Origin of the sequence: Denitrobaculum tricleocarpae, from assembly GCF_007004665.1 — a bacterium.
In the GTDB taxonomy this organism is placed as follows: Bacteria; Pseudomonadota; Alphaproteobacteria; order Kiloniellales; family Kiloniellaceae; genus Denitrobaculum; species Denitrobaculum tricleocarpae.
On sequence record NZ_ML660067.1, the window covers coordinates 44,204 to 63,057 of the forward strand.

An 18,854-nucleotide genomic window follows, 5' to 3' on the forward strand; every position below is an offset into this window, starting at 1 on the left:
TAAAACTGAAGATCTTTCTATACACCCTTAACCCCGGGGAGTTCACGCTTGAAAGCGTAGCAATGTTAAAACTATAATGTTGCAACTTTTATTTTGCAAAATTGTGTAATGCGCGCGAGAAAGCTCTTTGTCGGCCGCAAAATCCGGGAGATCCGTCAGGCCCACGCCCTGACCCAGGCGGCCTTCGCCGAGCGGCTGGAGATTTCCACGAGTTATCTGAACCAGCTGGAAAACAACCAGCGGCATGTGACGGCCCCTGTTCTCCTGGGCCTGGCGGAGGCCTTTTCGGTCGACATCGCCAGCCTTTCGGAGAACGACGACGACCGCCTGATCGCGGATCTGGCCGAAGCGGTGGCCGACCCCCTGCTCGGCGGGCAGCAACCCAGCAAGCAGGACCTGAAGGTCACTGTCCAGAACGCGCCCACCATGGCCCGGGCCTTTCTCTCCATGCATCAGGCGCTGCGCCGCGCGGGGGAACAGCTGGCCGAGTTGGACGAAACCCTGGAGCGCTCCGGCGCGCTCAACGAGCCGACGCCTTATGAAGAGGTCCGGGATTTCTTCCATTACCAGGACAACTACATCCACGATCTCGATCTGGCAGCGGAAGACCTGGCCAAGGGACTGGCCAGCGGATCGCGCAACCGGGTGCGGGTGCTGGCGGACTACATCGAGCGCCGTCACCGGGTGCGGGTCGTGATCGGCAACGATGCCGAGACACCGGGCGCGATCCGCCATTACGATCCGACCGGGCGGGTGCTGACGCTCAACCCCAAAGTTGAGCCCTCCACCCATGCCTTTCAGATCGCCCACCAGATCGCGATCCTGGAGCACGGCCGTGCCATCGACGCCATCGCCGAAGCCGCCGATTTCCGCTCCCAGGATGCCGCGCCGGTCTGCCGGATCGGCCTGGCCAACTACTTCGCAGGCAGCGCCCTGCTGCCCTACGAGAGCTTCGCGGCGACCGCGCGCGAACTCAAACACGATCTGGACTTGCTGGGCGATCGCTTCGGGGCGAGCCACGAACAGGTGGCCCATCGGCTCAGCACCCTGCAGCGGCCGGGACAGAAGGGCGTGCCTTTTTTCTTTGCGCGGGTCGATCAGGCCGGCACCATCACCAAACGCCACAGCGCCACGAAGCTGCAGTTCGCGCGTTTCGGTTCGGCCTGTCCGCTCTGGAACGTGCACCGCGCTTTCGAAACCCCGACCCGCATTATCAGACAACTGGCGGAAACCCCGGACGGCGCCCGTTACCTCTGTCTTGCCATGGCAGTGACCAAACGCGGCGGCGGTTACAGCGATCCGACCCAGCGCTACGCCCTGGCCTTGGGCTGCGAGATCAAGCACGCCAAGGAATTGATCTACGCCGAGGACCTCGATCTGGAGCGCGACCAGGCCTTCGAGCCCATCGGCATTTCCTGCCGGATCTGCGAGCGGCGCAGCTGCCACCAGCGCGCGGTCCCACCGCTGAAGCGCAGCCTGGAAGTCGATCCGAACCTGCGCAACATCATTCCCTACGCCTTCAAGTAACGGCACTTCTTCCTGAGCCACTCTCCCGCGCTAAGGATGCCCCCCGGGCGCCGGCGTTTCATCGCACTCCATGGTCCTTTCTTTCATTTAACAATTTTGTTGAATGAATCTGAGGATTTGCTATATTCAACAAAATTGTTAAATGACAACCGAGGACAAACGCGGCATGGTCCGTCAATCGAGGTCAGATATGGATTCCGTCTTCGGAGCACTGGCAGATCCCACGCGCCGGGCGATCCTGGCGCGCCTGTCTCAGGGTGACGCGACCGTCAGCGAGCTCTCCGAACCCCACGACATGTCGCTTGCCGCGGTCTCCAGACACATTCACGTGCTGGCGGATGCCGGCCTCATGAGCCGGGTGAGAGAAGGCAAAAGGATCCGCTGCCGCCTCAACGCCCAGCCGCTGCGCGAGGCCACCTCGTGGCTTGCCGGTTATCAGGCCTTCTGGGATCAGACTCTCGACGCACTCGGCGAATTTCTGGAGGGCAAGGATGTCTGACGACTCACTTTGGGCAAGCGGCGGTAATCCTCGGCGTGTTTTCGTGGAACGTACCTACCGGGTATCTCCCGAAACCGCGTTCGATGCCTGGATCAATCCTGATTCACTGACGCGTTGGTTTGGTCCGCCCGGCTTCACGGCCAGGATCCTGACCCACGACCCCCGGGTCGGCGGCACCTGGCGCTTTAACATGAGAAGTGTCGAGGGTGAGAGCTACCACCACTTCGGCCAGTTCGTAGAAGTGACGCCGCCGCGCAAACTGGTCTTCACCTGGGCATCGGAAGAACAGGTGGAGGGTTGGCGTGACGAGAAGAACGCGCCGACGGTGGTCACGGTCGAATTCACGCCCTGCCCCGAGGGTACCAAGGTCACGGTCACCCACGAGAAGCTGATTTCGGATATGGCCCGGGATGCCCTGACCCGCGGGTGGGGTGGCGGACTGGAATGCCTCGAAGACTTTTTTGCGGATCAGTCTGCATAGGCATCATCTTGATAAAGGGACAGCATAATGAATAAACAATCAGGCGGCTGCGCCTGCGGGGCCGTGCGCTACGAAGCCAGCGGCAAAACCGAGTTCGCTTTTCATTGCCATTGCCGCAAGTGTCAGCGCATCACAGGCAGCGGGCATGCGTCGGCCTTTGCTCTGCATCGCGATGACATTGAACTGACCGGCGAGGTAAGGGAGTTCGAGCAGATGGCGGACAACGGTGCGGCAACCTACAGCGGGTTCTGCCCCAAATGCGGTTCGCCGATTTTCAGTAGGACAGTCCGCTTTCCGGACCGCCTCTATCTTCATGTCGCGACGCTCGACGACCCCTCGCGTTTCGAACCGAAGTTCGTTGTTTACGAGCAAGCCGCCCAGCCCTGGGACTATATCGACCCGGCCCTCCAGGCCGCCCCGAGATGAAGCGGCCCGGAGCCTGAATGACCTTCCCCTCAAAGAGGCAGCTTGGTCCAGACCGCCAGTTCATTTCCGGATGGGTCGGTAAAATGAAAGCGTTTGCCACCGGGAAATTCGTGCCGCTCGATAATTTCGCCTCCCGCACCGGTGACGGCTTTCTCCGCCGCACCCAGGTCCTCCGCCAGGAGAATGATTAGACTGCCGCCACGCGGCGGCGGCCCCTCGGCCCTGCGGAATCCACCCTCGAGACCGGCGTTGGAGAAGGCGAGATATTCCTCGCCCCACTCCTCAAACTCCCAGCCAAAAGCGGAAGTATAAAAGGCCTTGGTCGCGGCAAAATCCGACGACGGCATTTCCACATAATCGATTTTCATAGCACCCTCAGCAGACAATCAAATGTTCTTTCTTTGTTCTATAACGACATGAAACCGCTGGGAAGGCAAATATCAACCGACGGCCACAAGAAACGACTCCGGTTGGATCTGGAGTGCGCGATCTCATCGAATTTCATGGGAAGAAATTTATGGCGGTTTTCCCACAATAGTATTGAAAAGCATACTATCTACGAAAATTCTGCCTTCTTGTGAAAACAAACCAAGAAGATCACCTTTCCCGCAGTCTGATTGCGGGACGGCATAGGCCCTCCCGCGTTTGCCAAGAGCCGGAAGGGAAAGACATGACACTCACAGTTCACACGATCAGCGGTGCCCCGCGCGGCTGGCGGATTCTGCTCGCCCTGACCTTCAAGGGCCTGGACTATGATATTCGCTATCTGCAGGCATCGGCACAGGAGCAGCGCTCCGCGGAATTTCTTGCCCTGAACCCCAGGGGCAAGGTCCCCGTTCTTGCGGTCGGCGGTGACATCGTCCTGCGGGAGTCGCTGGCAATCCTGACCTGGCTCGAACGACAGCATCCCGAGAAGCCCATCTTCGGCGAGACACCGGAAGAAGCCACCAGGATCTGGCAAAGCACATCGGAATCCTGTCACTACCTGCGGGACGCGATCCATGACGTGCTCTCCGTCGTCTTTAACAGCGACGGCAGCGTGCCGGTGGACGGCAGCCACGAGATGACCGCGCTCTCGGAGGCAGCGGCCAGTCTGCACGCGGAATGCCGCGCTCTGGAAGGTCTGCTTGGCGATCAAGCCTTCCTGGCGGGCGAGCGGCCAAGCGCCGCGGACGCGGTGGCGTTTCCCGAAATCCGGCTCATACAGCGCGGCATTGAGATCCGGCAGGCCCTGATGTCGGCGATCGGATTTGCAAACCTGCCCTTCAGCTATCCGAAACTCGCCGCCTGGATGGACCGCATTGCCGCAGTTCCCGGCTTCGAAAAAACCCTTCCCGCGCATTGGAAGGCGCAGCCCGCCGCATGACAAAACCCGAGAGGCCAAAAATGAGAGTATCCCGAACCCGCAGCGATCTATGCGCCGTGTTTCTCTCACTCTTCACTCTCTCCGCGATGGGAATGCCGTCCGCAGCGTCAGCTGAGGACATGATCGACCTGCCACAGGATCTGGAGATCGAGCTGGCTCTAAGTGCGTTGCCGGAACGCCTGCAGGCGGACTCGACCGTCTACAGGCTGGATCCGTCAAAGGGCTATGTGCTCCACCGCGAGGGAAAGAACGGCTTCGCGACCTTCGTGGCACGCACCAGCATACGCTTTTACAGCGCGGCATGGCCGTACAGCTACCCCGCCGATCAGCTGATTCCGATGGCATTCGACAGCGTCGGCATCGAACATCACATGCGGCCCTGGTTCGCTATCGCGAAAATGCGGGCTGAGGGCGTATCCGCAAAAGACGCCAAGACAAGACTTCAGCGGGATTTTCGCGACGGTTTCTACAAGGCGCCGGTGAAGGGCGGGCTCTCCTATATGCTTGCGCCGATCCATCGCGCCTACATGGCGCCGGAAGCCTCTGACGAGATGATCACAGTCAGCATGCCGCACTACATGCCCTATGCCCCCTATGTCACACCGGCGCAACTGGGCAACGATACGCCAATGAACGGCGGCCCCTTTGTTCTCAACCATGGCGGCAGAGACAGCGGCCCGCACGGCTACATGATGTTCATGCTGCCGACGCCCAAGGCCGACGGCCTGCGCGCCAAATATGCACCTCTCCTGGAAAGGCTGTGCGGTCTTCATGACAACTGGTGCCTTGCAAAGGAAGAGTAGGAGCAAAAACATGACGATGGAAAACTACAGTGAATGCATCTCGGTCAGCGCAAACCCCGAGGCGGCCTATCACGCTTTGACGCAAGGCATTGCGCAGTGGTGGACCAAGCCGGACCACCCCATTGCCAAGGTCGGCGACCGTGCGAAATTCACCTTTCCTCCCGGAAAGTCCTACTGGACCTTCGAGGCGGTGACGCTTATCCCGGGCGAACGGGTGGAAATGAAGTGCGTCGAAGCCCTGCACCTGCACGAAGGCCAGCCGCGCGAAATCGAACAGGAATGGCTCGGCACCAAGGTCATCTGGCAGATCTGGCGGGAAGGTGACAGGACCGAGATCGCCCTGGAGCATATCGGCCTCAAGCCGGAACTGCTCTGCTACGACATCTGCCGGCAGGGTTGGGATTTCTTCTTTGCCGATAGCCTGAAGGCCTATCTCGATACCGGCATCGGCAAACCCCATACAGGAAATTAATTTCATGAAATTAATTTCAGCAGAGGTGTCACAAAACGCGCGCCTCAAACGTCTCCTTTTTGACAGCGAAACAAACGTCAATGAAGGAACGAAACGTGACGAGTGCAAATACCATTAATTATCTCGAAGAATCCGCCGATGTGCTCGGCGCCCTAGAGAACGTCGAAGGCGTCATCGCGAAGCGCGGCATAGAGCCGTCCCTGCACCACCTGGTTCTGCTGCGCGCGTCGCAGATCAATGGCTGCGCCTTCTGCGTCAGGATGCATACCAGCGATGCCAGAGAAGCCGGTGAAACCGACAGGCGCCTGGATCATTTGATTGTCTGGAAGTGCGTGAACGACTTTACGGCACGCGAGAAAGCCGCCTTCGCCTGGACCGAAGCCCTCACGGAGCTGCATAAGGTACCGGATCTCGACGCTCTGCGCGGCGAGCTGAAAAAACACTTTTCCGAGCATGAGATTGCGAGCCTGACGTCGATCGTCGCCATGATCAACCTCTGGAACCGCATCCAGATTTCGAACCACTGATGGTGCAGTTCACCAGAAGCAACGATGCCTTCGAGGCGGCCAGACCTATGCTGACGGGTCTGGCCTACCGGATCCTCGGGTCGATGGCCGAGGCCGAAGACGTCGTACAGGATACTTACTTAAGCTGGATGGCGGCTGCGCGAAGCGGCATAGAGCGGCCATCCAGCTGGCTGGCGACGGTCTGCACGCGCAAAGCCATAGACAGCCTGCGCTCGGCACACCACGCCCGCACGAATTACGTCGGGACCTGGTTGCCTGAACCGATCCATACCCGGGTTCTTGAGACACCGGAGAGTGAGCTGGCGTTGTCGCAGAATGTGACCACTGCGTTTCTGCTGGTGCTGGAACGTCTCGCGCCCAAGGAGCGGGCCGCCTTCCTGCTGCGCGACGTCTTCGCCATGGACTATGCCGAGCTCGCCGAAGGCCTTCGGATCTCCGAAGCGGCCTGCCGTAAACTGGTTTCGCGCGCTCGCGCGAACCTTCGCAAAAGCCAGAGCGCGCACAGCGTGCCCCTTGATCGGCAGGATGAGCTGGTAACCGCCTTTAAAACGGCGATCGTGGAGGGCTCCGTCGCCCAGCTGACGGATCTGCTCGCCAGCGATGCAACCCTGAGCGCCGACAGCGGCGGCAAGGTCACCGCAATCCGGCAGACGCTTGAAGGTGCGGACGCTGTCCTCTCCTTCATCGCGAGAGTTCTCTCCCCTGCCTGGCAAAACCTAGAAGTCTTTACGAGCGAGCTGAATGCCCGCCGTGCGCTGGTCGCGAGAGAGGCAGGCCGGACGGTCGCCGTCGTGTCCTTCGATTACGATAAAGACTTGAAAGCCTCCCGGATTTATATCGTGCGCAATCCGGACAAGCTTGCACGCGTAGGCACAGCATAGAAAAACTTTAAGACCTCAATCTGGTCACGGCTTCTGAAGCGAATACGGGAATCTCCCAACTTCTTCGGCACGCTGGAACATGGTTCTAATCGTTCCCTGTTGCCGGGCTCCGGCACAGGAATTGCCATCTTCTCCGCTTCCCTGAAGGCCCGCCGTTGCCGATACGTCCTCTCTTTGCCGCTGCTCTCCTTGTCTGTTTTTCACTTGGAGCCGGGTCCCGCCCGGCAGACGCGATCCCCGTGCAGCATTTTGACAATGAGCTTCTGCGTCCTGAGCTGGTGACCCGGGAAAGAAGACAGATGGGAATTGGAGGACAGGACAGCTTCACATTGCGTGAGCTTTATCCCCTCAAAACGCCATCGCGCCCGCAGTACGTCAGCAGCGATCCCTGCGCCTTTTCCCGGGGCTGGCTGCCCCAGCGAAAGGCCGGAGTTATCATCTGCGGCACCCTGGCCGATTACTATGCCCCCAAGGTTACGCCCTATCCGGATCCACGCTCCGCGGATCTTGGCGGCGGATCCGGACTGGCGCTGTTACTCCTGGGGATTGGTGCCCTGGGTCTCGCCACCCGCCGGCCGGTCTGGATTTCGCATTTGATGCGCTGAACCAGGAATGCGCAGTGAACGCATTCCTGGCTTTATCCACGCAGGCCTCAGTTTGCGTTGCGTGGCGCAAGACGCCGGGTCTTGCCTTCCTTGACCGGGGCATCGGCACCCGAGCGTGCTCCACCCATTCTCGGCAGGCGGAAATCCGACGTCTTGCAGCTCTGGGCGTTCGCGATGCCCGTGGATCCCGCCGGACAGATTTCAATTCGCCAGACCCGGCTGCCGCTCAGCGCCCCCAGATCGAAGTTGGCCCGCGTGCCTCTCATCCGTCCCGGCAGTTGAGCCGAGCGGACAGGCTGAAAGCTGCCGCCGGTCTTGCGGTAGAAGCGCAAGCTATAGTTCGCATTGGCCTGGCCGCCGGAAAGACGAATCTCACCCTTTCGCACCCGGCCCTGGGGCGCCTGGATCGCGAAGCCTGATACCGCAGCTCCCGGACGCGCAAGCTGGGCGTTGGCCGTGCCGCCCGGCCGGACCATTTGATGACCGCTTCCCTGCTGAGGCGTCACAAGACGGTTGCCGGCGATCTGTCCCGATTGGGTTGACGGACGGCAGGCGAAGCTGTGCCTGCGAAAGGCCGTATCGATGATACGCCCCTGAGCATCAGTGATCTTGAAATGCATCATGACGCTCTTCTTCGGCGGCTCCGTGTTGCTGCCGGCACCGAGCGTGAGACCACCACTGGGATTTCCCCAGGTCAGACTGTCAAGATACCTCACCGTCTCGGTGCCATCCTCGGAAACGCTGAAGTCCTGCCGTAACTTGTGGCGATTGTCCAGCAAGATGGCGGCACTGCCCGTAGCCATCAAGCCACGCGCGGTGATCGTGCCGTCAATGCTAATCCGGTCCGGGCAGACGAAGCCCTGAAAGACTCTCTCGCTCACTACCGAGCCCGCTACCGAGGCTTCCGGGGGTTGGGGAACAGCCTGCGGCATGACCGTTGTGATGCCTGTGGCCTGGTTACAGTCCAGGTTATAGTCCTGCCAGGGCGTATTGAAGACGGAACTGACGCCGATGATGCGGACTCGGCCGCTGTTGGGACCACTCGGCAGCTTGTCGGTATGACTGAACGTCGCAAACCTGGTGCCATTCGTCCGGACCGTGATGACCGAACTCTGATTACCCACTTCATCGGCGTAGCGGAAACTGACCTCCTCATTCGGCCGCGTGGTGACGATGCGACCGTTAAGACGCAACCTGCAGACACCAGCGATAAAAGCTTGTTCGACAACCTCAAGGCTTGACGTTTCAACCGGCTCGTGACCCTTGCAGTTTACCGTAACCGTTGGGTCGGCGGGCCGGACTTCAGGCGGGACTGGAGCCCCCACAATACCCGTCGTCTCATACTCAACGATACCTTTAACGGCCACTTCAACCTGCCGGTCCTGGCCAAAGATCTGGGTATTGCTCAGGCCCTGCGCCCTCAGTCGCTCGGAATGCCGGATACAGGCTGTTGCCATTGTGGAGCTATAGTCCGTCTTTGAAATAACGAAGTCCTGATCCCTATCGACAGCCTTCGGGTAGGGTCTCTGGTAGTTCATGGCCCCCCCGGCATCCCTGAAATCCAATCTGGAAACACCGTCTGGCAAAACCAGCATGGGCCAGGCTTTCCAGCGCTTGACCCGGCCGGACACTCCGGCATCGACCTCAAGACTAATCGTGCCTTCTATAGGGATCGCCGGGGACGAGACTTGGGTATACGCCGATCCTTGACTTTGCACGACGATCGGCGGAGCGTTCAATTGCGTGACGAACGCATCCGCATGGTCCGCGACCGCGGACCCGGTCATTGCAAAGACTGCGCCGACGGCGGTCGCCGCACACAGACCGCGGCGCCACGCGGTGTGCGTATGACAGGGGGTTGGCAAGGGCTGATGAAGGCGCTGAGCGCCTGGGCTGGTCCGATCGGACATAGCGTACTCCATAGTTCTGTTCATAGAGCGCGCGGTATAAGTAAACCGGGCGGTTGCAGATCTGTCGGGAGGTTCGCCGGATTGGTTCAATAAAAAATGGCGGGGCGGTCTGGCACCGCAGGTTTGCCCGGCCCAACCCAAGGCAGGGGCAGTAAAGCACCGTGATACATAGAAAATTAGATAACTGAATCGAATACCAGGCCGGTCGGAAGCGCGGTTTTGCCCCTAGAGCGCGGCCGGGCATCGCCGTGCAGAAAGGCCGGGGATGGAAGAAGCTTCCAAACCAGTCCTGTCGTGGCGGGAAACTGCGTTCGCTCGAGACCGGATCGAACTCACGCAGCCCGCCGAGACCAAGAACCGGGTCCGCCTGCCGCTGATCTGCAGAAGATCAACTCACGTTTAGATGGCATTGCCGAGGGTGATATATCGCCCCTGCAAGCCTGATCTAGGTATCGGTCTCGACCTCGTCCCAATTGACGTCAGGTTCAATCAACCAGTTGAGGGCATAGTTCCGCTCGTAGACAATGCTCGGGTTGATGTCATCGGGCAGGTCCTCGCCGGTTATCCAGGATTGGCGCACTGCCCAGTGCATACGATATGCAAGATCAGCCTGATCCAATATCTCCGTGAAAGCGACCGGCTTGGCTTCAGCCAGGAAGTCGCCCCCGGGCCGGTCCGCAGCCATCTGATAAGCGCGGTGCACGTCGCAAACCTCCTTTGGCGGAGATAGTCCCTCCTCGACATAACCCAGCGCCCAAAGCAGCACCCAGGCGGATTCGAAATGCCAGCAAAACTGGACCCGGACCGGGTCCGGAGGCGATGAATCTTTAATGTAGGCCTGTTCCGCCGGCGTAAAATGCGCCGTCAGGCCGTGATTTTGAATCATCCAGGCTTCGTCCTCCGGCTCCAGTCCGCAACCGCGTCCCGAGATCGGTAAAAGGCACAAAGCCCGGTAAGCGATCTCTTCGACCTGGCGCGGTCTCTCGCCGTCATCAACGCCAATCAAAGGCAGAGCCCGGTTGACCGGCAGACCCTGTGCCTCAAGCAGGCTCTCGGAGCGTGCTTTACGTCTGATCGCATCCTGTGTTCTCTGATCTGCCATTTCACCACACCTAATGTTCACTTTTTGTTCTTAAATCGACAGTGACTCAACGGAGCAGATAGTTCAACCTAAAAGATTCGTTTATGTGATAAAAATTCAACCATGACTCAGATGGCACACAAACCCGTTCATACGTTTCGCTTCACTGCTTCCGGTCTACCGCGTGCGTCAACAGCGCGTATCATTCCCGTCTCCGCCGCCAGCTGACCTTGAAGCTCTCCGGTCAGTTCGCGTCTTTCGCAAGCCTTGACGCCATCTGCGCATTTCCCTGTTGCTCGGCCAGGCTCCGCGCGGTGTTGCCGGCGGCGTCCTGAACATCAGGATCGGCGCCTTGGGCCAGCAGGAGATCGACCTGAACGGTCCGGTTGAAGAGTGCCGCCATCATGAGGGCCGTTTGCCCCGAGGCGTTGGTCGCATTCACGTCACAGGCGGTTTCCAGCAAACGGGCCGCCATGGTGTCGTCGCCCCTGAAGGCCGCACCCATCTGAGCGGTGTTACCCTGATGGTCCGACGCGCAGGCGTCTGCGCCACGTTCGGACAGGAAATCGACCGTCTCGATGTGACCGCTGTAGGCAGCGAGTACGAAGGCCGTGAAGCCGGCACTGTTGCGCGCTTCAATTTCAGCGCCCGCGTCCAGCAGGTCATTCAGGATATCGGTCCGGCCACTGCGTGCCGCATCGAAGTAGATCGCCGAAATCTCTTCTGCCGTGAAGCTCCGGCTCTCGGCTCTCGCACCCGCCGGAACCATGAACAGCAGCAGGGTAAAAACGGCGAAGACTGATTTGAAATACGGCATGGCAAGAGACCTTTGAGTTTGATTGGAGTGTCGTGTCGGCATTGGTGAAGAAACCGCCGGGCCCGGAAGCACTACTGTCCGGGCCCGGCCGGCGTCCCGTCAGCTCTATTGAAGTCTTGCCTGCCGCACCCGCTCGATGTCGACATCGACGGCCTTGGCGAGACGTTCGCCGAAGTCACTGTCCGCCGCATAGAAGTGGCCGACCATGATCTCCCTGACCTCCTGATTGACCACCTGACCCAGGTCGCCGGCCAGGTTCGAAATCAGATTGCCTTGCTGTTCCGGCGTGAAGGCGCGATAGGCCTCTCCCGCCTGCTTGAAGGGTTGCGGCTTCTTGATCGCAAGTTGCTGGGTCAGGCCTTCAAGCGGGTACCGGCTTTGACGCTTGCTGTTGTCATCGACGAAGACATTGTCGTTCTGCGCACGTGACGGCTGGAAGTTAATCTCGCCCGATTGGGGCACGAAGCTCATCTTGCCGTCCTGGGTATGGTTTCTGACCTCTACCTTTGGCGCATTGATCGGCAGGGATTGGTAGTTCCCGCCGATGCGGTAGCGCTGGGTATCGGCGTAAGAGAACAGGCGGCCCTGCAGAAGGCGGTCCGGCGAGGCCTCAATGCCCGGGACCATGACACCCGGCGCAAAAGCGGACAGTTCGGTGGCCTGGAAGAAGTTGTCGGGCACGCGGTTCAAGGTCATGGTGCCGAGCTTGATTTCTTCAATTCCGGGCCAGATCTTGGTGGCGTCGAAGGGGTTGAAGTCCAGCTCCGCGATATCTTCCGGCCGCAGGATCTGGGCGGAAAGCTCCCACTTGGGGAAGTTGCCTGCCGTAATGTTTTCGTAGAGATCCCTGGTCGCGTAGTTGAATTCGGCAGCCGCGGCTTCTTGCGCATTCAGCGTCCGTACACCCTGAAGGCTGGTCCACTTGAACTTCGCGAAGACCGTTTCTCCTCCGGCGTTGACCAGCCGCAAAGCATGTACGCCGTGACCGTCCATTTCGCGCAGTGAAGCCGGCGTGCCCAGGTCCGAATAGACCAGCGTCAGCATGTGTGTCGATTCGGGGATATGGGAGAAGAAGTCGAAGAAGCGGTTCGGGTCCTGGACGTTGCGCACCGGAGACGGCTTCAGGGAATGCACCATGTCGGGAAACTTGATGGCATCGCGGATGAAGAAGACGGGCAGGTTGTTGCCCACCAGATCCCAGTTGCCCTCATCGGTGTAGAACTTCACTGCGAAACCGCGCGGATCCCGCAAGGCCTCGGGCGAACCTTTGGGATGAATCACGGTTGAGAAGCGGACAAAGACCGGCGTGGTCTTGCCTTCTTCGAAGAGGGAAGCCTTGGTGAATTCCGAGAAGTCGCGACTGGCGACGAACTCACCGTGCGCGCCGATGCCGCGGGCATGCACCACCCGCTCGGGAATGCGCTCCCGGTCAAAGCGCGCGAGCTTTTCGATCAGATGAAAGTCCTCGAGCAACACACCACCGAACGCGCCGGCGGTCTTGGAGTTCTGGTTGTCGCCGACCGGTGCCCCGCTGTCTTGGGTCATGGTGGGGCGTGTCTCGGCCACCGCCTGCCCCGTCATCGAAAGCAGCAGGCCTGCGGCGAATAATCCGGATATCTGTTTGACGTACATTGGTTCGTCCATTCCTGTGGGAAGTCGGGAGATTCCACAGGTAGGAACTATCTGAGATAGATTCCACTAGAATTATTCTGATTCTAATTTGCATCACATTTTGTTGATAAACATCACATTATATCTGTTGTTCACCATAAACGCTGATCACCCTCTATATCCTAAGGAGAAATTTTTCGAAGAGTCAGTACCGAACCTCAAGCTCTCAATTCTCATAAAATACTCTTCCTTTATTTGTTTTTATAAAACGCGTGCTCGTAGATGGAATTTGAGTCTAAAAACGAAAACAGGACCCGTTTGGCAAGCCTCAGGTCTTTGCAGTAGGCCGCTTATTCTTTTGGGACGAGAAGTTCCCCCTAGAACAGGAAGTAGAGCAGTTCGAGCATATTCCGAACATACGGAGCCGGGCTCTCGTGTTTGCACCGATGGCAAAGTCCGAAGTGCTGCGTCTTTCAGAGTTGCAAAAGGTCTGGACGCCGATTGCGGCTGATCGTCAAAAAGGGCCCCTAGAACCTAGCCCCTAGGACCACTCACCAATGTCAGGATGTTGCCGTCCGGGTCGAAAAAATGTGCCGTCGTGCCGCCCCACTCCTGCAGCTCCGGCGGTTCGTCAAAGCGCACGCCGCGCTGCTGCAGCTTTTCATAGGCATCGAAAGCATCGGGCACGCGAAAGGAAACGCCGACGAAGCGGCCGGTCAGGCTGCGGTGCTCCAGATCCCCCAATTCCAGACTTTCCAGTACGAGATCGCAGTTGCCGGTCGAGAAAAGAGCGACACCCTCCGCCTCATAGAGGAGCGGAAACCGAAGGCTGTCCCGATAGAAACCCAGGGCTTCATCGAAACGCTGCGAAAAGATCCGCACCGCCGCAACCGGCCCCAGCAAAGGGTCGGACTGGGACGCCTCGCCTGGCTTGTCCTGGCTCTGGGATTGCTTCTTGGCCTTTGGCTTTTCAGATTTACCCGACTTCTTTGCTTTCATCGTCTTCCTTGGGCCGGATATTCCGGTGCTGTCATTTAAAAAAATCTGGTCCGCGCCAGAACCTGAGTGCGCGGCCAGCGGTCATAGTGAGAGGCGAAGACAAGTCCGCGGTTCTCGCCCAGGGCCGCCCGGCCGCTCAGCAAGGCGGTAATTTCCGCGGCCTCAAGTTTCCGTTCCTGCCCGTGAGAAGCCGTCATCCCCGAGAAGAGCGCAGCCGCCAGAAGGCAGGGCCATAGACCCCTGAACCGGAGCGTCAGGGAGAGGCGTTCCATTAACATCCTATCCATGTGCGGTGCTCCTGACTTTCTGCCGTCTGTTAGGGCGGTCCATCTGTTTTTTTACCCACGAAACGAGATCATCTTGCCAAAGCGGCGCAGGAGGCGCGATCCTTATTCTTACTTCGACTCGAATTTTCCATCACCGCAATATCCGGAGCCGTCTTCTGTCCAACTCGCTGTCGCTTTCAAACAAAGAAGCCCGCCGCGTTGCCTTGACGGCACAGGGCTTCGCGCCGTCGGAGCCTAAACGCAAGCGTCACGACCGACGGCACCTGGACTCCGTGCTCGACAAAGTCGGGCTGCTGCAGATCGATTCAGTAAATGTCCTGGCCCGGGCGCATTACCTGCCGCTCTTTTCCAGGCTCGGTCCCTACGCGACCGATATCCTGGACAGGGCCGCCTTCACGCCCGAGAAACACTCGGCGGCGAAAAAGAATAAACGCCTGTTCGAGTACTGGGCGCACGAGGCCTCCCTCCTGCCCTTCGAGGTTCAGCCTCTGCTGCGTTGGCGCATGGAACGGGCTCATGAGGGCGAAGGGGTGTGGAAGCACATCGCGAAATTTGCCCGCAAGAACCCGGAGCTCATCGCGTCGGTGCTGGCCCAGGTGGCAGAGCGTGGCCCCATCAAAGTTTCGGAACTCGAAGAGAAGAAAGCGCAGGCCGGCAGGAAGCGCGAGACCGCCTGGTGGGGTTGGGACGACAGCAAGCGCATTATGGAATGGCTCTTCTGGACCGGGCAGGTCACGGCCGCCGGGCGGCAGAATTTCGAGCGCATCTACGATCTGCCGGAACGTGTTCTTCCGGAGGCCGTCATCGCCACGGCAACCCCCAATGAAGCCGAAGCACAGCGCGGACTCTTGCGGATCGCCGCGCGTTCTCTGGGTGTCGCTTCCGAGAGCGATCTGCGGGATTACTTCCGGCTCAGCGCCGTCGATTCCAAACAGCGGGTCGCAGAATTGGCCGAAGCCGGTGACCTGATCCCGGTCGAGGTCGAGGGTTGGGAACAACCCGCCTTTCTAGACCCTAGCTTCACAAACCTCGACGCACTGCCGAAACGCATCACCAGCCGCGCCCTGCTCTCGCCTTTCGACTCTCTGGTCTGGGACCGTCCGCGCACCGAGCGAATCTTCGGCTTCCGCTACCGCCTGGAGATCTACACACCGGAAGCGAAGCGTCAGCACGGCTATTACGTCCTGCCCTTCCTGCTCGGCGACAAACTTGTGGCGCGCGTGGACCTGAAGGCGGACCGCCAGTCATGCTGCCTCAAGGTTCAGGCCAGCCATGCGGAAGCGCGCGTCAAAAAAGGTACGGTCGCGAAGGCACTCAGCCAGGAGCTGGAGTCCATGGCCGCGTGGCTTGGACTGGAGCGGATCGAGATCCGCGAACGCGGCGATCTCGCGGACGCGCTTAAGGATGCGGCAGGCACCAGCGTTTCGTAATCAGCCTTACTCCAGGCCTCCCTCAATTTGCCGTTGATAGTGACGGCGTGCCTTGGCCCGGTTCCCGCAGGTCTCCATGGCACACCAGCGGCGGCGGCGGTTCTTGCTTTCATCCAGGAACAGCCATCCGCAGTCTTTCGAGGGACAGATCTCCACCCGCTCAATTTCCTGCGGCAAAGTCAGAGTAGCGAGCGCCGAGAGCCCCACCGTCTGCGCAACGGAGAGGTCCTTGCTGTAGGCAAAAGCGCCCCGGCGCACGGCCAGGGGTGCAAGGGGCGTCCTGAAGTCAAGCACCTGGTTAAAGCGTATCAGATCACTCTTCTTTGGCTTCTCACCCGAGATTGCCGCCAGAAACAGCCATCGAAGGCTGGCTCTGAAAGCCTTGAGCTCACCCATCGCGGCCGGATCGTCCAAGTCGGGCCGCTTGCCCAGACTCACGGCGCGGCACCAGATTGCGAGGTCCTTTGGACCTGTCAGTTTCTCGTGGACGACGTCACCGCGCGCCGACCAGTCCGCGGTGTTGAGAAAATCAAGGCAGAGCCGTCCTCCGATCAACCGGACAGGTTGCGTTTGATAAGACATGAAAATTTCTAACCCTTGTTCTGGTTGACCCAGGAACGGCCGTAAACTAACCTAACCATTATAACAGTTATAGTGAATGAAATCGATGCCGAATTCCCAGACCGCGAACGTCCGGTTGACGATGGCAGGTGCGGTAAGAGGCGCCAGAAGCCTCGGACCGATCTCGCTTTTCGTAATCCCCTTCGGTATCGCGTTCGGCGCCGCCGCCATCGAGCGCGGGGTCACGCCCGATCAGTCGATTGTGATGAGTCTCTCCGTCTTCTCGGCAGCTGCTCAGTTTGCCGCCCTGGATTTCTGGGAGGGGCCGCTCCCCACCATATCTCTCTTGCTGACCGTATTCGCGGTAGGCACCCGGCTCATCCTTATGGGCGCAACCTTGGCGCCCTGGCTGAACCGCTTAAGCCGCCCCAAGCGCCTGCTCGCGCTCTCGGTGCTCAGCGACGTGAATTTCGCAGACAGCTATGATGCCTTTCGCCGAGACGACCGGGACGTCGGCAGATTGGTTGGAGGCGGTCTCGCGCTCTGCATCTGCTGGGCGCTCGGAACGGCTATCGGTGTCATCGCCGGTGCCAGCCTGGGAAATCTCGAGCGCTTTGGCATCGATGTGGTGATGGTCGCCTTTTTTGCCGCCATTGCCGTTGGACAATGGGAAGGGCTGCAAGACCTTCTGCCCTCTGCTGTGGCGGCCACCGTCGCGGTTCTCGGCCTGACTCTTCTGCCGCCCGGCTGGAACATCGTGCTTGCCGCAATCGCGGGCGGTATCGCGGGGTTACTCTGGCATGGGCGCTGAAGCGACTGCTTATCTGACCATTTTTCTCATGGCAGCCGTGACCTACGGCACCCGAATCCTTGGGGCGGAACTGATGTCGTTCATCCGCATCACACCGCGGATCGAAGCCTTACTGAAATCCATGGCCATCTCGGTCATGGTGGCGATTGTCGCCTCGGCCGTCGCACAAGGCGGCTTTCGCGAGAATACCGCTACCCTGATAGCGGTTGCTGTCATGGCGGTGACGCGCAGTGCGATCGCCGCTGTCACCGCAGCTATGGCCACTGCCGCGGCCTGGAGTTGGCTGATCTAGAAGAGCTAAAGACCGGGAGTCATCGCGAGCAGCATCCGCCGCGTCGCGTCATCGGCCGGGAACATCAGTTCGATCTTCAATTCGGCCAGCGCGATATCCTCGGCGGTTCCGAACTGTGCGATGGTCGAAAAGAGCGAGAGCGTATCCTCGCCGGCCCGGTAACGCGCAGGTACGACTGCGGGGAGCACGCCTGAGGGGTCGGCGTACTCAGTCCCGAGAGACTCGGCCAAGCGATCCGAAGCCGCGTCTAAGATCCTGTCCCCGCCCAGATGACCGCTCTCAGTCCTCAGGCGCGCCAGCATGTGCTGGGCGACCTCTTGCCAGTTCTCGAACATCACCGTCAGTCTCTCGACATCCGTCATAACCGAGAGAAGACTATCTCCCTCTTCCAAAGAGATCGCGCCCAGCAACAGCCGGGCGGACTGGTTTATCTTGACCAGCGTCCAATGGCGATCCAGAGCTAGGGCCGGATAGGGATCGTGCCGCGCGAGGGTCCAGTCCACAGCCGACCGGACCTGTGCCATATCAGCTTCGTTCAAATCCCGCCGCCGGTAAGCAGGCGCAAACCCCGCCGCATTCAGGAGAGAATTGCGTGTGCCGCGCGGCGCGTCCAGCACCTCGCAGAGCTGCAGAACCATCGCCCGGCTCGGCTTTGCCCGCCCGGTCTCCAGGAATGAAATATGCCGGGCAGAGACGTTTGCATCCAAACCAAGAGCAAGCTGACTCAAGCGCCGCTGTGTGCGCCAGTCTCTCAGCATCGTTCCGAAACTCTGATCCATGCGGCCCGTCTTCCCTTGCGAATGACTTGCCGCATCATACAGATCGCGGCGGCTAAATCACTTACCTCCGAGGTAATTGCGGCACGCTGGGCGGATCATCATGCTCACGTCTTCCCCAACAATGCAGGAGACCGGTTTATGTCCCGTGAGAAAACAGAGAATTGGCTCAAAGCCGCATCCGCGATCGTCATTGGCTTCGGCCTGGTGATGCTTCTGGGCACCCTTCCGGCGACCTCCGCACCCGTGGCTTTCCTGACGGACCTGATTTTCTGGCCCGTCGATGGCCGGCAGGTCGTTTCTGCCCCCGAAACCCGTCTGCTCTGGGCCATCTCCGGCGGCATTCTGACGGGTTGGGGCCTGCTGCTCTGGCAGATCAGCACGCGCCTTTATCCCCAGGACCCGTCTCTGGCCCGGACGCTTATCCTCTCCAGTATCGGTATCTGGTTCCTGGCCGACGGCCTTGGGTCTATCCTGGCGGGTGCGCCCCTGAACGCCGTCCTCAACATCGGTTTTCTACTGCTGTTTTTTGTGCCGCTCTGGCGGCCAATCCAAAGAGCTGAAGTCTAGGGTCTGTACTCAATTGGTGCTTTTCGTGACATTGGAACTGTGATTCAAGCTTTCTGATGATAGGAGGTTTGGATGGGCAGAAAGTTATTTTATCTAAGCGACGAAGAGTGGTCTCGGATCGA

At 59.6% G+C, this 18,854-nt stretch carries 23 protein-coding genes; 14 read left to right on the forward strand and 9 right to left on the reverse strand.

Annotation, left to right across the window (positions count from 1 at the left end):
• Positions 1-108: 108 nt before the first annotated feature.
• The 4 genes from FKG95_RS27675 to FKG95_RS27690 all read left to right on the forward strand — a co-directional run bounded on the left by FKG95_RS27675 (position 109) and on the right by FKG95_RS27690 (position 2,933).
• Positions 109-1,527: a helix-turn-helix domain-containing protein gene (locus FKG95_RS27675; protein WP_142899710.1), complete on the forward strand. Its 1,419-nt coding sequence runs from the start codon at positions 109-111 to the stop codon at positions 1,525-1,527.
• 142 nt (positions 1,528-1,669) lie between these two features.
• Positions 1,670-2,026 (forward strand): ArsR/SmtB family transcription factor, encoded by a 357-nt coding sequence (locus FKG95_RS27680; RefSeq protein WP_246116924.1) that lies wholly within the window; start codon positions 1,670-1,672, stop codon positions 2,024-2,026.
• On the forward strand, positions 2,019-2,507 hold the full coding sequence (locus FKG95_RS27685) for an SRPBCC family protein (protein ID WP_142899711.1): 489 nt from the start codon (positions 2,019-2,021) through the stop codon (positions 2,505-2,507). Before FKG95_RS27680 ends, FKG95_RS27685 begins: the two co-directional genes overlap by 8 nt.
• A gap of 27 nt (positions 2,508-2,534) precedes the next feature.
• A complete protein-coding gene (locus tag FKG95_RS27690) occupies positions 2,535-2,933 on the forward strand; it encodes a GFA family protein (protein ID WP_142899712.1) in 399 nt (132 codons plus the stop codon).
• A 29-nt stretch (positions 2,934-2,962) separates the two neighbouring features.
• Here the strand turns inward: FKG95_RS27690 and FKG95_RS27695 are convergent, their stop codons facing one another.
• On the reverse strand, positions 2,963-3,301 hold the full coding sequence (locus FKG95_RS27695; RefSeq protein ID WP_142899713.1) for a VOC family protein: 339 nt from the start codon (positions 3,299-3,301) through the stop codon (positions 2,963-2,965).
• Between the two features lie 302 nt (positions 3,302-3,603).
• Here FKG95_RS27695 and FKG95_RS27700 point away from each other — a divergent pair, with 302 nt between their 5' ends.
• The 6 genes from FKG95_RS27700 to FKG95_RS27725 all read left to right on the forward strand — a co-directional run bounded on the left by FKG95_RS27700 (position 3,604) and on the right by FKG95_RS27725 (position 7,587).
• Positions 3,604-4,299, forward strand: coding sequence for a glutathione S-transferase family protein (locus FKG95_RS27700; RefSeq protein ID WP_142899714.1), 696 nt, complete (start codon positions 3,604-3,606; stop codon positions 4,297-4,299).
• Between the two features lie 20 nt (positions 4,300-4,319).
• Positions 4,320-5,102, forward strand: coding sequence for a hypothetical protein (locus FKG95_RS27705; RefSeq protein ID WP_142899715.1), 783 nt, complete (start codon positions 4,320-4,322; stop codon positions 5,100-5,102).
• Positions 5,103-5,112: 10 nt separating this feature from the next.
• Positions 5,113-5,574 carry an SRPBCC family protein gene (locus tag FKG95_RS27710; RefSeq protein ID WP_179954309.1) on the forward strand — a complete coding sequence of 154 codons (462 nt, stop codon included), beginning with the start codon at positions 5,113-5,115 and terminating at the stop codon, positions 5,572-5,574.
• Between the two features lie 95 nt (positions 5,575-5,669).
• Positions 5,670-6,101 carry a carboxymuconolactone decarboxylase family protein gene (locus FKG95_RS27715; protein WP_218940394.1) on the forward strand — a complete coding sequence of 144 codons (432 nt, stop codon included), beginning with the start codon at positions 5,670-5,672 and terminating at the stop codon, positions 6,099-6,101.
• On the forward strand, positions 6,101-6,982 hold the full coding sequence (gene sigJ, locus FKG95_RS27720) for an RNA polymerase sigma factor SigJ (RefSeq protein WP_142899718.1): 882 nt from the start codon (positions 6,101-6,103) through the stop codon (positions 6,980-6,982). Before FKG95_RS27715 ends, sigJ begins: the two co-directional genes overlap by 1 nt.
• A gap of 299 nt (positions 6,983-7,281) precedes the next feature.
• Positions 7,282-7,587, forward strand: a complete 306-nt coding sequence (locus FKG95_RS27725; RefSeq protein WP_142899719.1) for a hypothetical protein — start codon at positions 7,282-7,284, stop codon at positions 7,585-7,587.
• A 47-nt stretch (positions 7,588-7,634) separates the two neighbouring features.
• Here FKG95_RS27725 and FKG95_RS27730 read toward each other — a convergent pair whose 3' ends face one another.
• The 6 genes from FKG95_RS27730 to FKG95_RS27755 all read right to left on the reverse strand — a co-directional run bounded on the left by FKG95_RS27730 (position 7,635) and on the right by FKG95_RS27755 (position 14,292).
• A complete protein-coding gene (locus FKG95_RS27730; RefSeq protein WP_142899720.1) occupies positions 7,635-9,497 on the reverse strand; it encodes a hypothetical protein in 1,863 nt (620 codons plus the stop codon).
• A gap of 445 nt (positions 9,498-9,942) precedes the next feature.
• Positions 9,943-10,599 carry a DUF4272 domain-containing protein gene (locus tag FKG95_RS27735; RefSeq protein ID WP_142899721.1) on the reverse strand — a complete coding sequence of 219 codons (657 nt, stop codon included), beginning with the start codon at positions 10,597-10,599 and terminating at the stop codon, positions 9,943-9,945.
• Between the two features lie 223 nt (positions 10,600-10,822).
• On the reverse strand, positions 10,823-11,395 hold the full coding sequence (locus tag FKG95_RS27740) for an ankyrin repeat domain-containing protein (protein ID WP_142899722.1): 573 nt from the start codon (positions 11,393-11,395) through the stop codon (positions 10,823-10,825).
• Between the two features lie 105 nt (positions 11,396-11,500).
• Entirely contained in the window at positions 11,501-13,027 is a 1,527-nt protein-coding gene (locus FKG95_RS27745; RefSeq protein WP_281281512.1) for a catalase, read from the reverse strand.
• A gap of 513 nt (positions 13,028-13,540) precedes the next feature.
• Positions 13,541-14,005 (reverse strand): VOC family protein, encoded by a 465-nt coding sequence (locus tag FKG95_RS27750; protein ID WP_142899723.1) that lies wholly within the window; start codon positions 14,003-14,005, stop codon positions 13,541-13,543.
• Positions 14,006-14,040: 35 nt separating this feature from the next.
• Complete coding sequence (locus tag FKG95_RS27755) at positions 14,041-14,292, reverse strand: hypothetical protein (protein ID WP_142899724.1); 252 nt, start codon at positions 14,290-14,292, stop codon at positions 14,041-14,043.
• 203 nt (positions 14,293-14,495) lie between these two features.
• On the opposite strand from FKG95_RS27755, the gene FKG95_RS27760 reads away from it, so the two are divergent.
• Complete coding sequence (locus tag FKG95_RS27760) at positions 14,496-15,722, forward strand: winged helix-turn-helix domain-containing protein (RefSeq protein WP_246116925.1); 1,227 nt, start codon at positions 14,496-14,498, stop codon at positions 15,720-15,722.
• Positions 15,723-15,728: 6 nt separating this feature from the next.
• Here the strand turns inward: FKG95_RS27760 and FKG95_RS27765 are convergent, their stop codons facing one another.
• Positions 15,729-16,304 (reverse strand): CGNR zinc finger domain-containing protein, encoded by a 576-nt coding sequence (locus tag FKG95_RS27765; RefSeq protein WP_142899725.1) that lies wholly within the window; start codon positions 16,302-16,304, stop codon positions 15,729-15,731.
• Positions 16,305-16,389: 85 nt separating this feature from the next.
• On the opposite strand from FKG95_RS27765, the gene FKG95_RS27770 reads away from it, so the two are divergent.
• Together FKG95_RS27770 and FKG95_RS27775 are read left to right on the forward strand one after the other, a co-directional pair.
• A complete protein-coding gene (locus FKG95_RS27770) occupies positions 16,390-17,094 on the forward strand; it encodes an AzlC family ABC transporter permease (protein WP_218940395.1) in 705 nt (234 codons plus the stop codon).
• Positions 17,084-17,386, forward strand: coding sequence for an AzlD family protein (locus FKG95_RS27775; protein ID WP_142899727.1), 303 nt, complete (start codon positions 17,084-17,086; stop codon positions 17,384-17,386). The genes FKG95_RS27770 and FKG95_RS27775 overlap by 11 nt, the downstream gene beginning before the upstream one ends.
• Positions 17,387-17,391: 5 nt before the next feature.
• Here the strand turns inward: FKG95_RS27775 and FKG95_RS27780 are convergent, their stop codons facing one another.
• Positions 17,392-18,165, reverse strand: a complete 774-nt coding sequence (locus tag FKG95_RS27780; RefSeq protein WP_142899728.1) for a helix-turn-helix transcriptional regulator — start codon at positions 18,163-18,165, stop codon at positions 17,392-17,394.
• Between the two features lie 138 nt (positions 18,166-18,303).
• Here FKG95_RS27780 and FKG95_RS27785 point away from each other — a divergent pair, with 138 nt between their 5' ends.
• On the forward strand, positions 18,304-18,732 hold the full coding sequence (locus tag FKG95_RS27785; RefSeq protein ID WP_142899729.1) for a hypothetical protein: 429 nt from the start codon (positions 18,304-18,306) through the stop codon (positions 18,730-18,732).
• Positions 18,733-18,854 lie beyond the last annotated feature (122 nt).

Bases quoted from the DNA above. Each gene is read 5' to 3' on its own strand.
- FKG95_RS27675 (WP_142899710.1), top strand. From the start codon at position 109: ATGCGCGCGAGAAAGCTCTTTGTCGGCCGCAAAATCCGGGAGATCCGT.
- FKG95_RS27680 (WP_246116924.1), top strand. From the start codon at position 1,670: ATGACAACCGAGGACAAACGCGGCATGGTCCGTCAATCGAGGTCAGAT.
- FKG95_RS27685 (WP_142899711.1), top strand. From the start codon at position 2,019: ATGTCTGACGACTCACTTTGGGCAAGCGGCGGTAATCCTCGGCGTGTT.
- FKG95_RS27690 (WP_142899712.1), top strand. From the start codon at position 2,535: ATGAATAAACAATCAGGCGGCTGCGCCTGCGGGGCCGTGCGCTACGAA.
- FKG95_RS27695 (WP_142899713.1), bottom strand. From the start codon at position 3,301: ATGAAAATCGATTATGTGGAAATGCCGTCGTCGGATTTTGCCGCGACC.
- FKG95_RS27700 (WP_142899714.1), top strand. From the start codon at position 3,604: ATGACACTCACAGTTCACACGATCAGCGGTGCCCCGCGCGGCTGGCGG.
- FKG95_RS27705 (WP_142899715.1), top strand. From the start codon at position 4,320: ATGAGAGTATCCCGAACCCGCAGCGATCTATGCGCCGTGTTTCTCTCA.
- FKG95_RS27710 (WP_179954309.1), top strand. From the start codon at position 5,113: ATGACGATGGAAAACTACAGTGAATGCATCTCGGTCAGCGCAAACCCC.
- sigJ (WP_142899718.1), top strand. From the start codon at position 6,101: ATGGTGCAGTTCACCAGAAGCAACGATGCCTTCGAGGCGGCCAGACCT.
- FKG95_RS27725 (WP_142899719.1), top strand. From the start codon at position 7,282: ATGGGAATTGGAGGACAGGACAGCTTCACATTGCGTGAGCTTTATCCC.
- FKG95_RS27730 (WP_142899720.1), bottom strand. From the start codon at position 9,497: ATGTCCGATCGGACCAGCCCAGGCGCTCAGCGCCTTCATCAGCCCTTG.
- FKG95_RS27735 (WP_142899721.1), bottom strand. From the start codon at position 10,599: ATGGCAGATCAGAGAACACAGGATGCGATCAGACGTAAAGCACGCTCC.
- FKG95_RS27740 (WP_142899722.1), bottom strand. From the start codon at position 11,395: ATGCCGTATTTCAAATCAGTCTTCGCCGTTTTTACCCTGCTGCTGTTC.
- FKG95_RS27745 (WP_281281512.1), bottom strand. From the start codon at position 13,027: ATGTACGTCAAACAGATATCCGGATTATTCGCCGCAGGCCTGCTGCTT.
- FKG95_RS27750 (WP_142899723.1), bottom strand. From the start codon at position 14,005: ATGAAAGCAAAGAAGTCGGGTAAATCTGAAAAGCCAAAGGCCAAGAAG.
- FKG95_RS27755 (WP_142899724.1), bottom strand. From the start codon at position 14,292: ATGGATAGGATGTTAATGGAACGCCTCTCCCTGACGCTCCGGTTCAGG.
- FKG95_RS27765 (WP_142899725.1), bottom strand. From the start codon at position 16,304: ATGTCTTATCAAACGCAACCTGTCCGGTTGATCGGAGGACGGCTCTGC.
- FKG95_RS27770 (WP_218940395.1), top strand. From the start codon at position 16,390: ATGCCGAATTCCCAGACCGCGAACGTCCGGTTGACGATGGCAGGTGCG.
- FKG95_RS27775 (WP_142899727.1), top strand. From the start codon at position 17,084: ATGGGCGCTGAAGCGACTGCTTATCTGACCATTTTTCTCATGGCAGCC.
- FKG95_RS27780 (WP_142899728.1), bottom strand. From the start codon at position 18,165: ATGGATCAGAGTTTCGGAACGATGCTGAGAGACTGGCGCACACAGCGG.
- FKG95_RS27785 (WP_142899729.1), top strand. From the start codon at position 18,304: ATGTCCCGTGAGAAAACAGAGAATTGGCTCAAAGCCGCATCCGCGATC.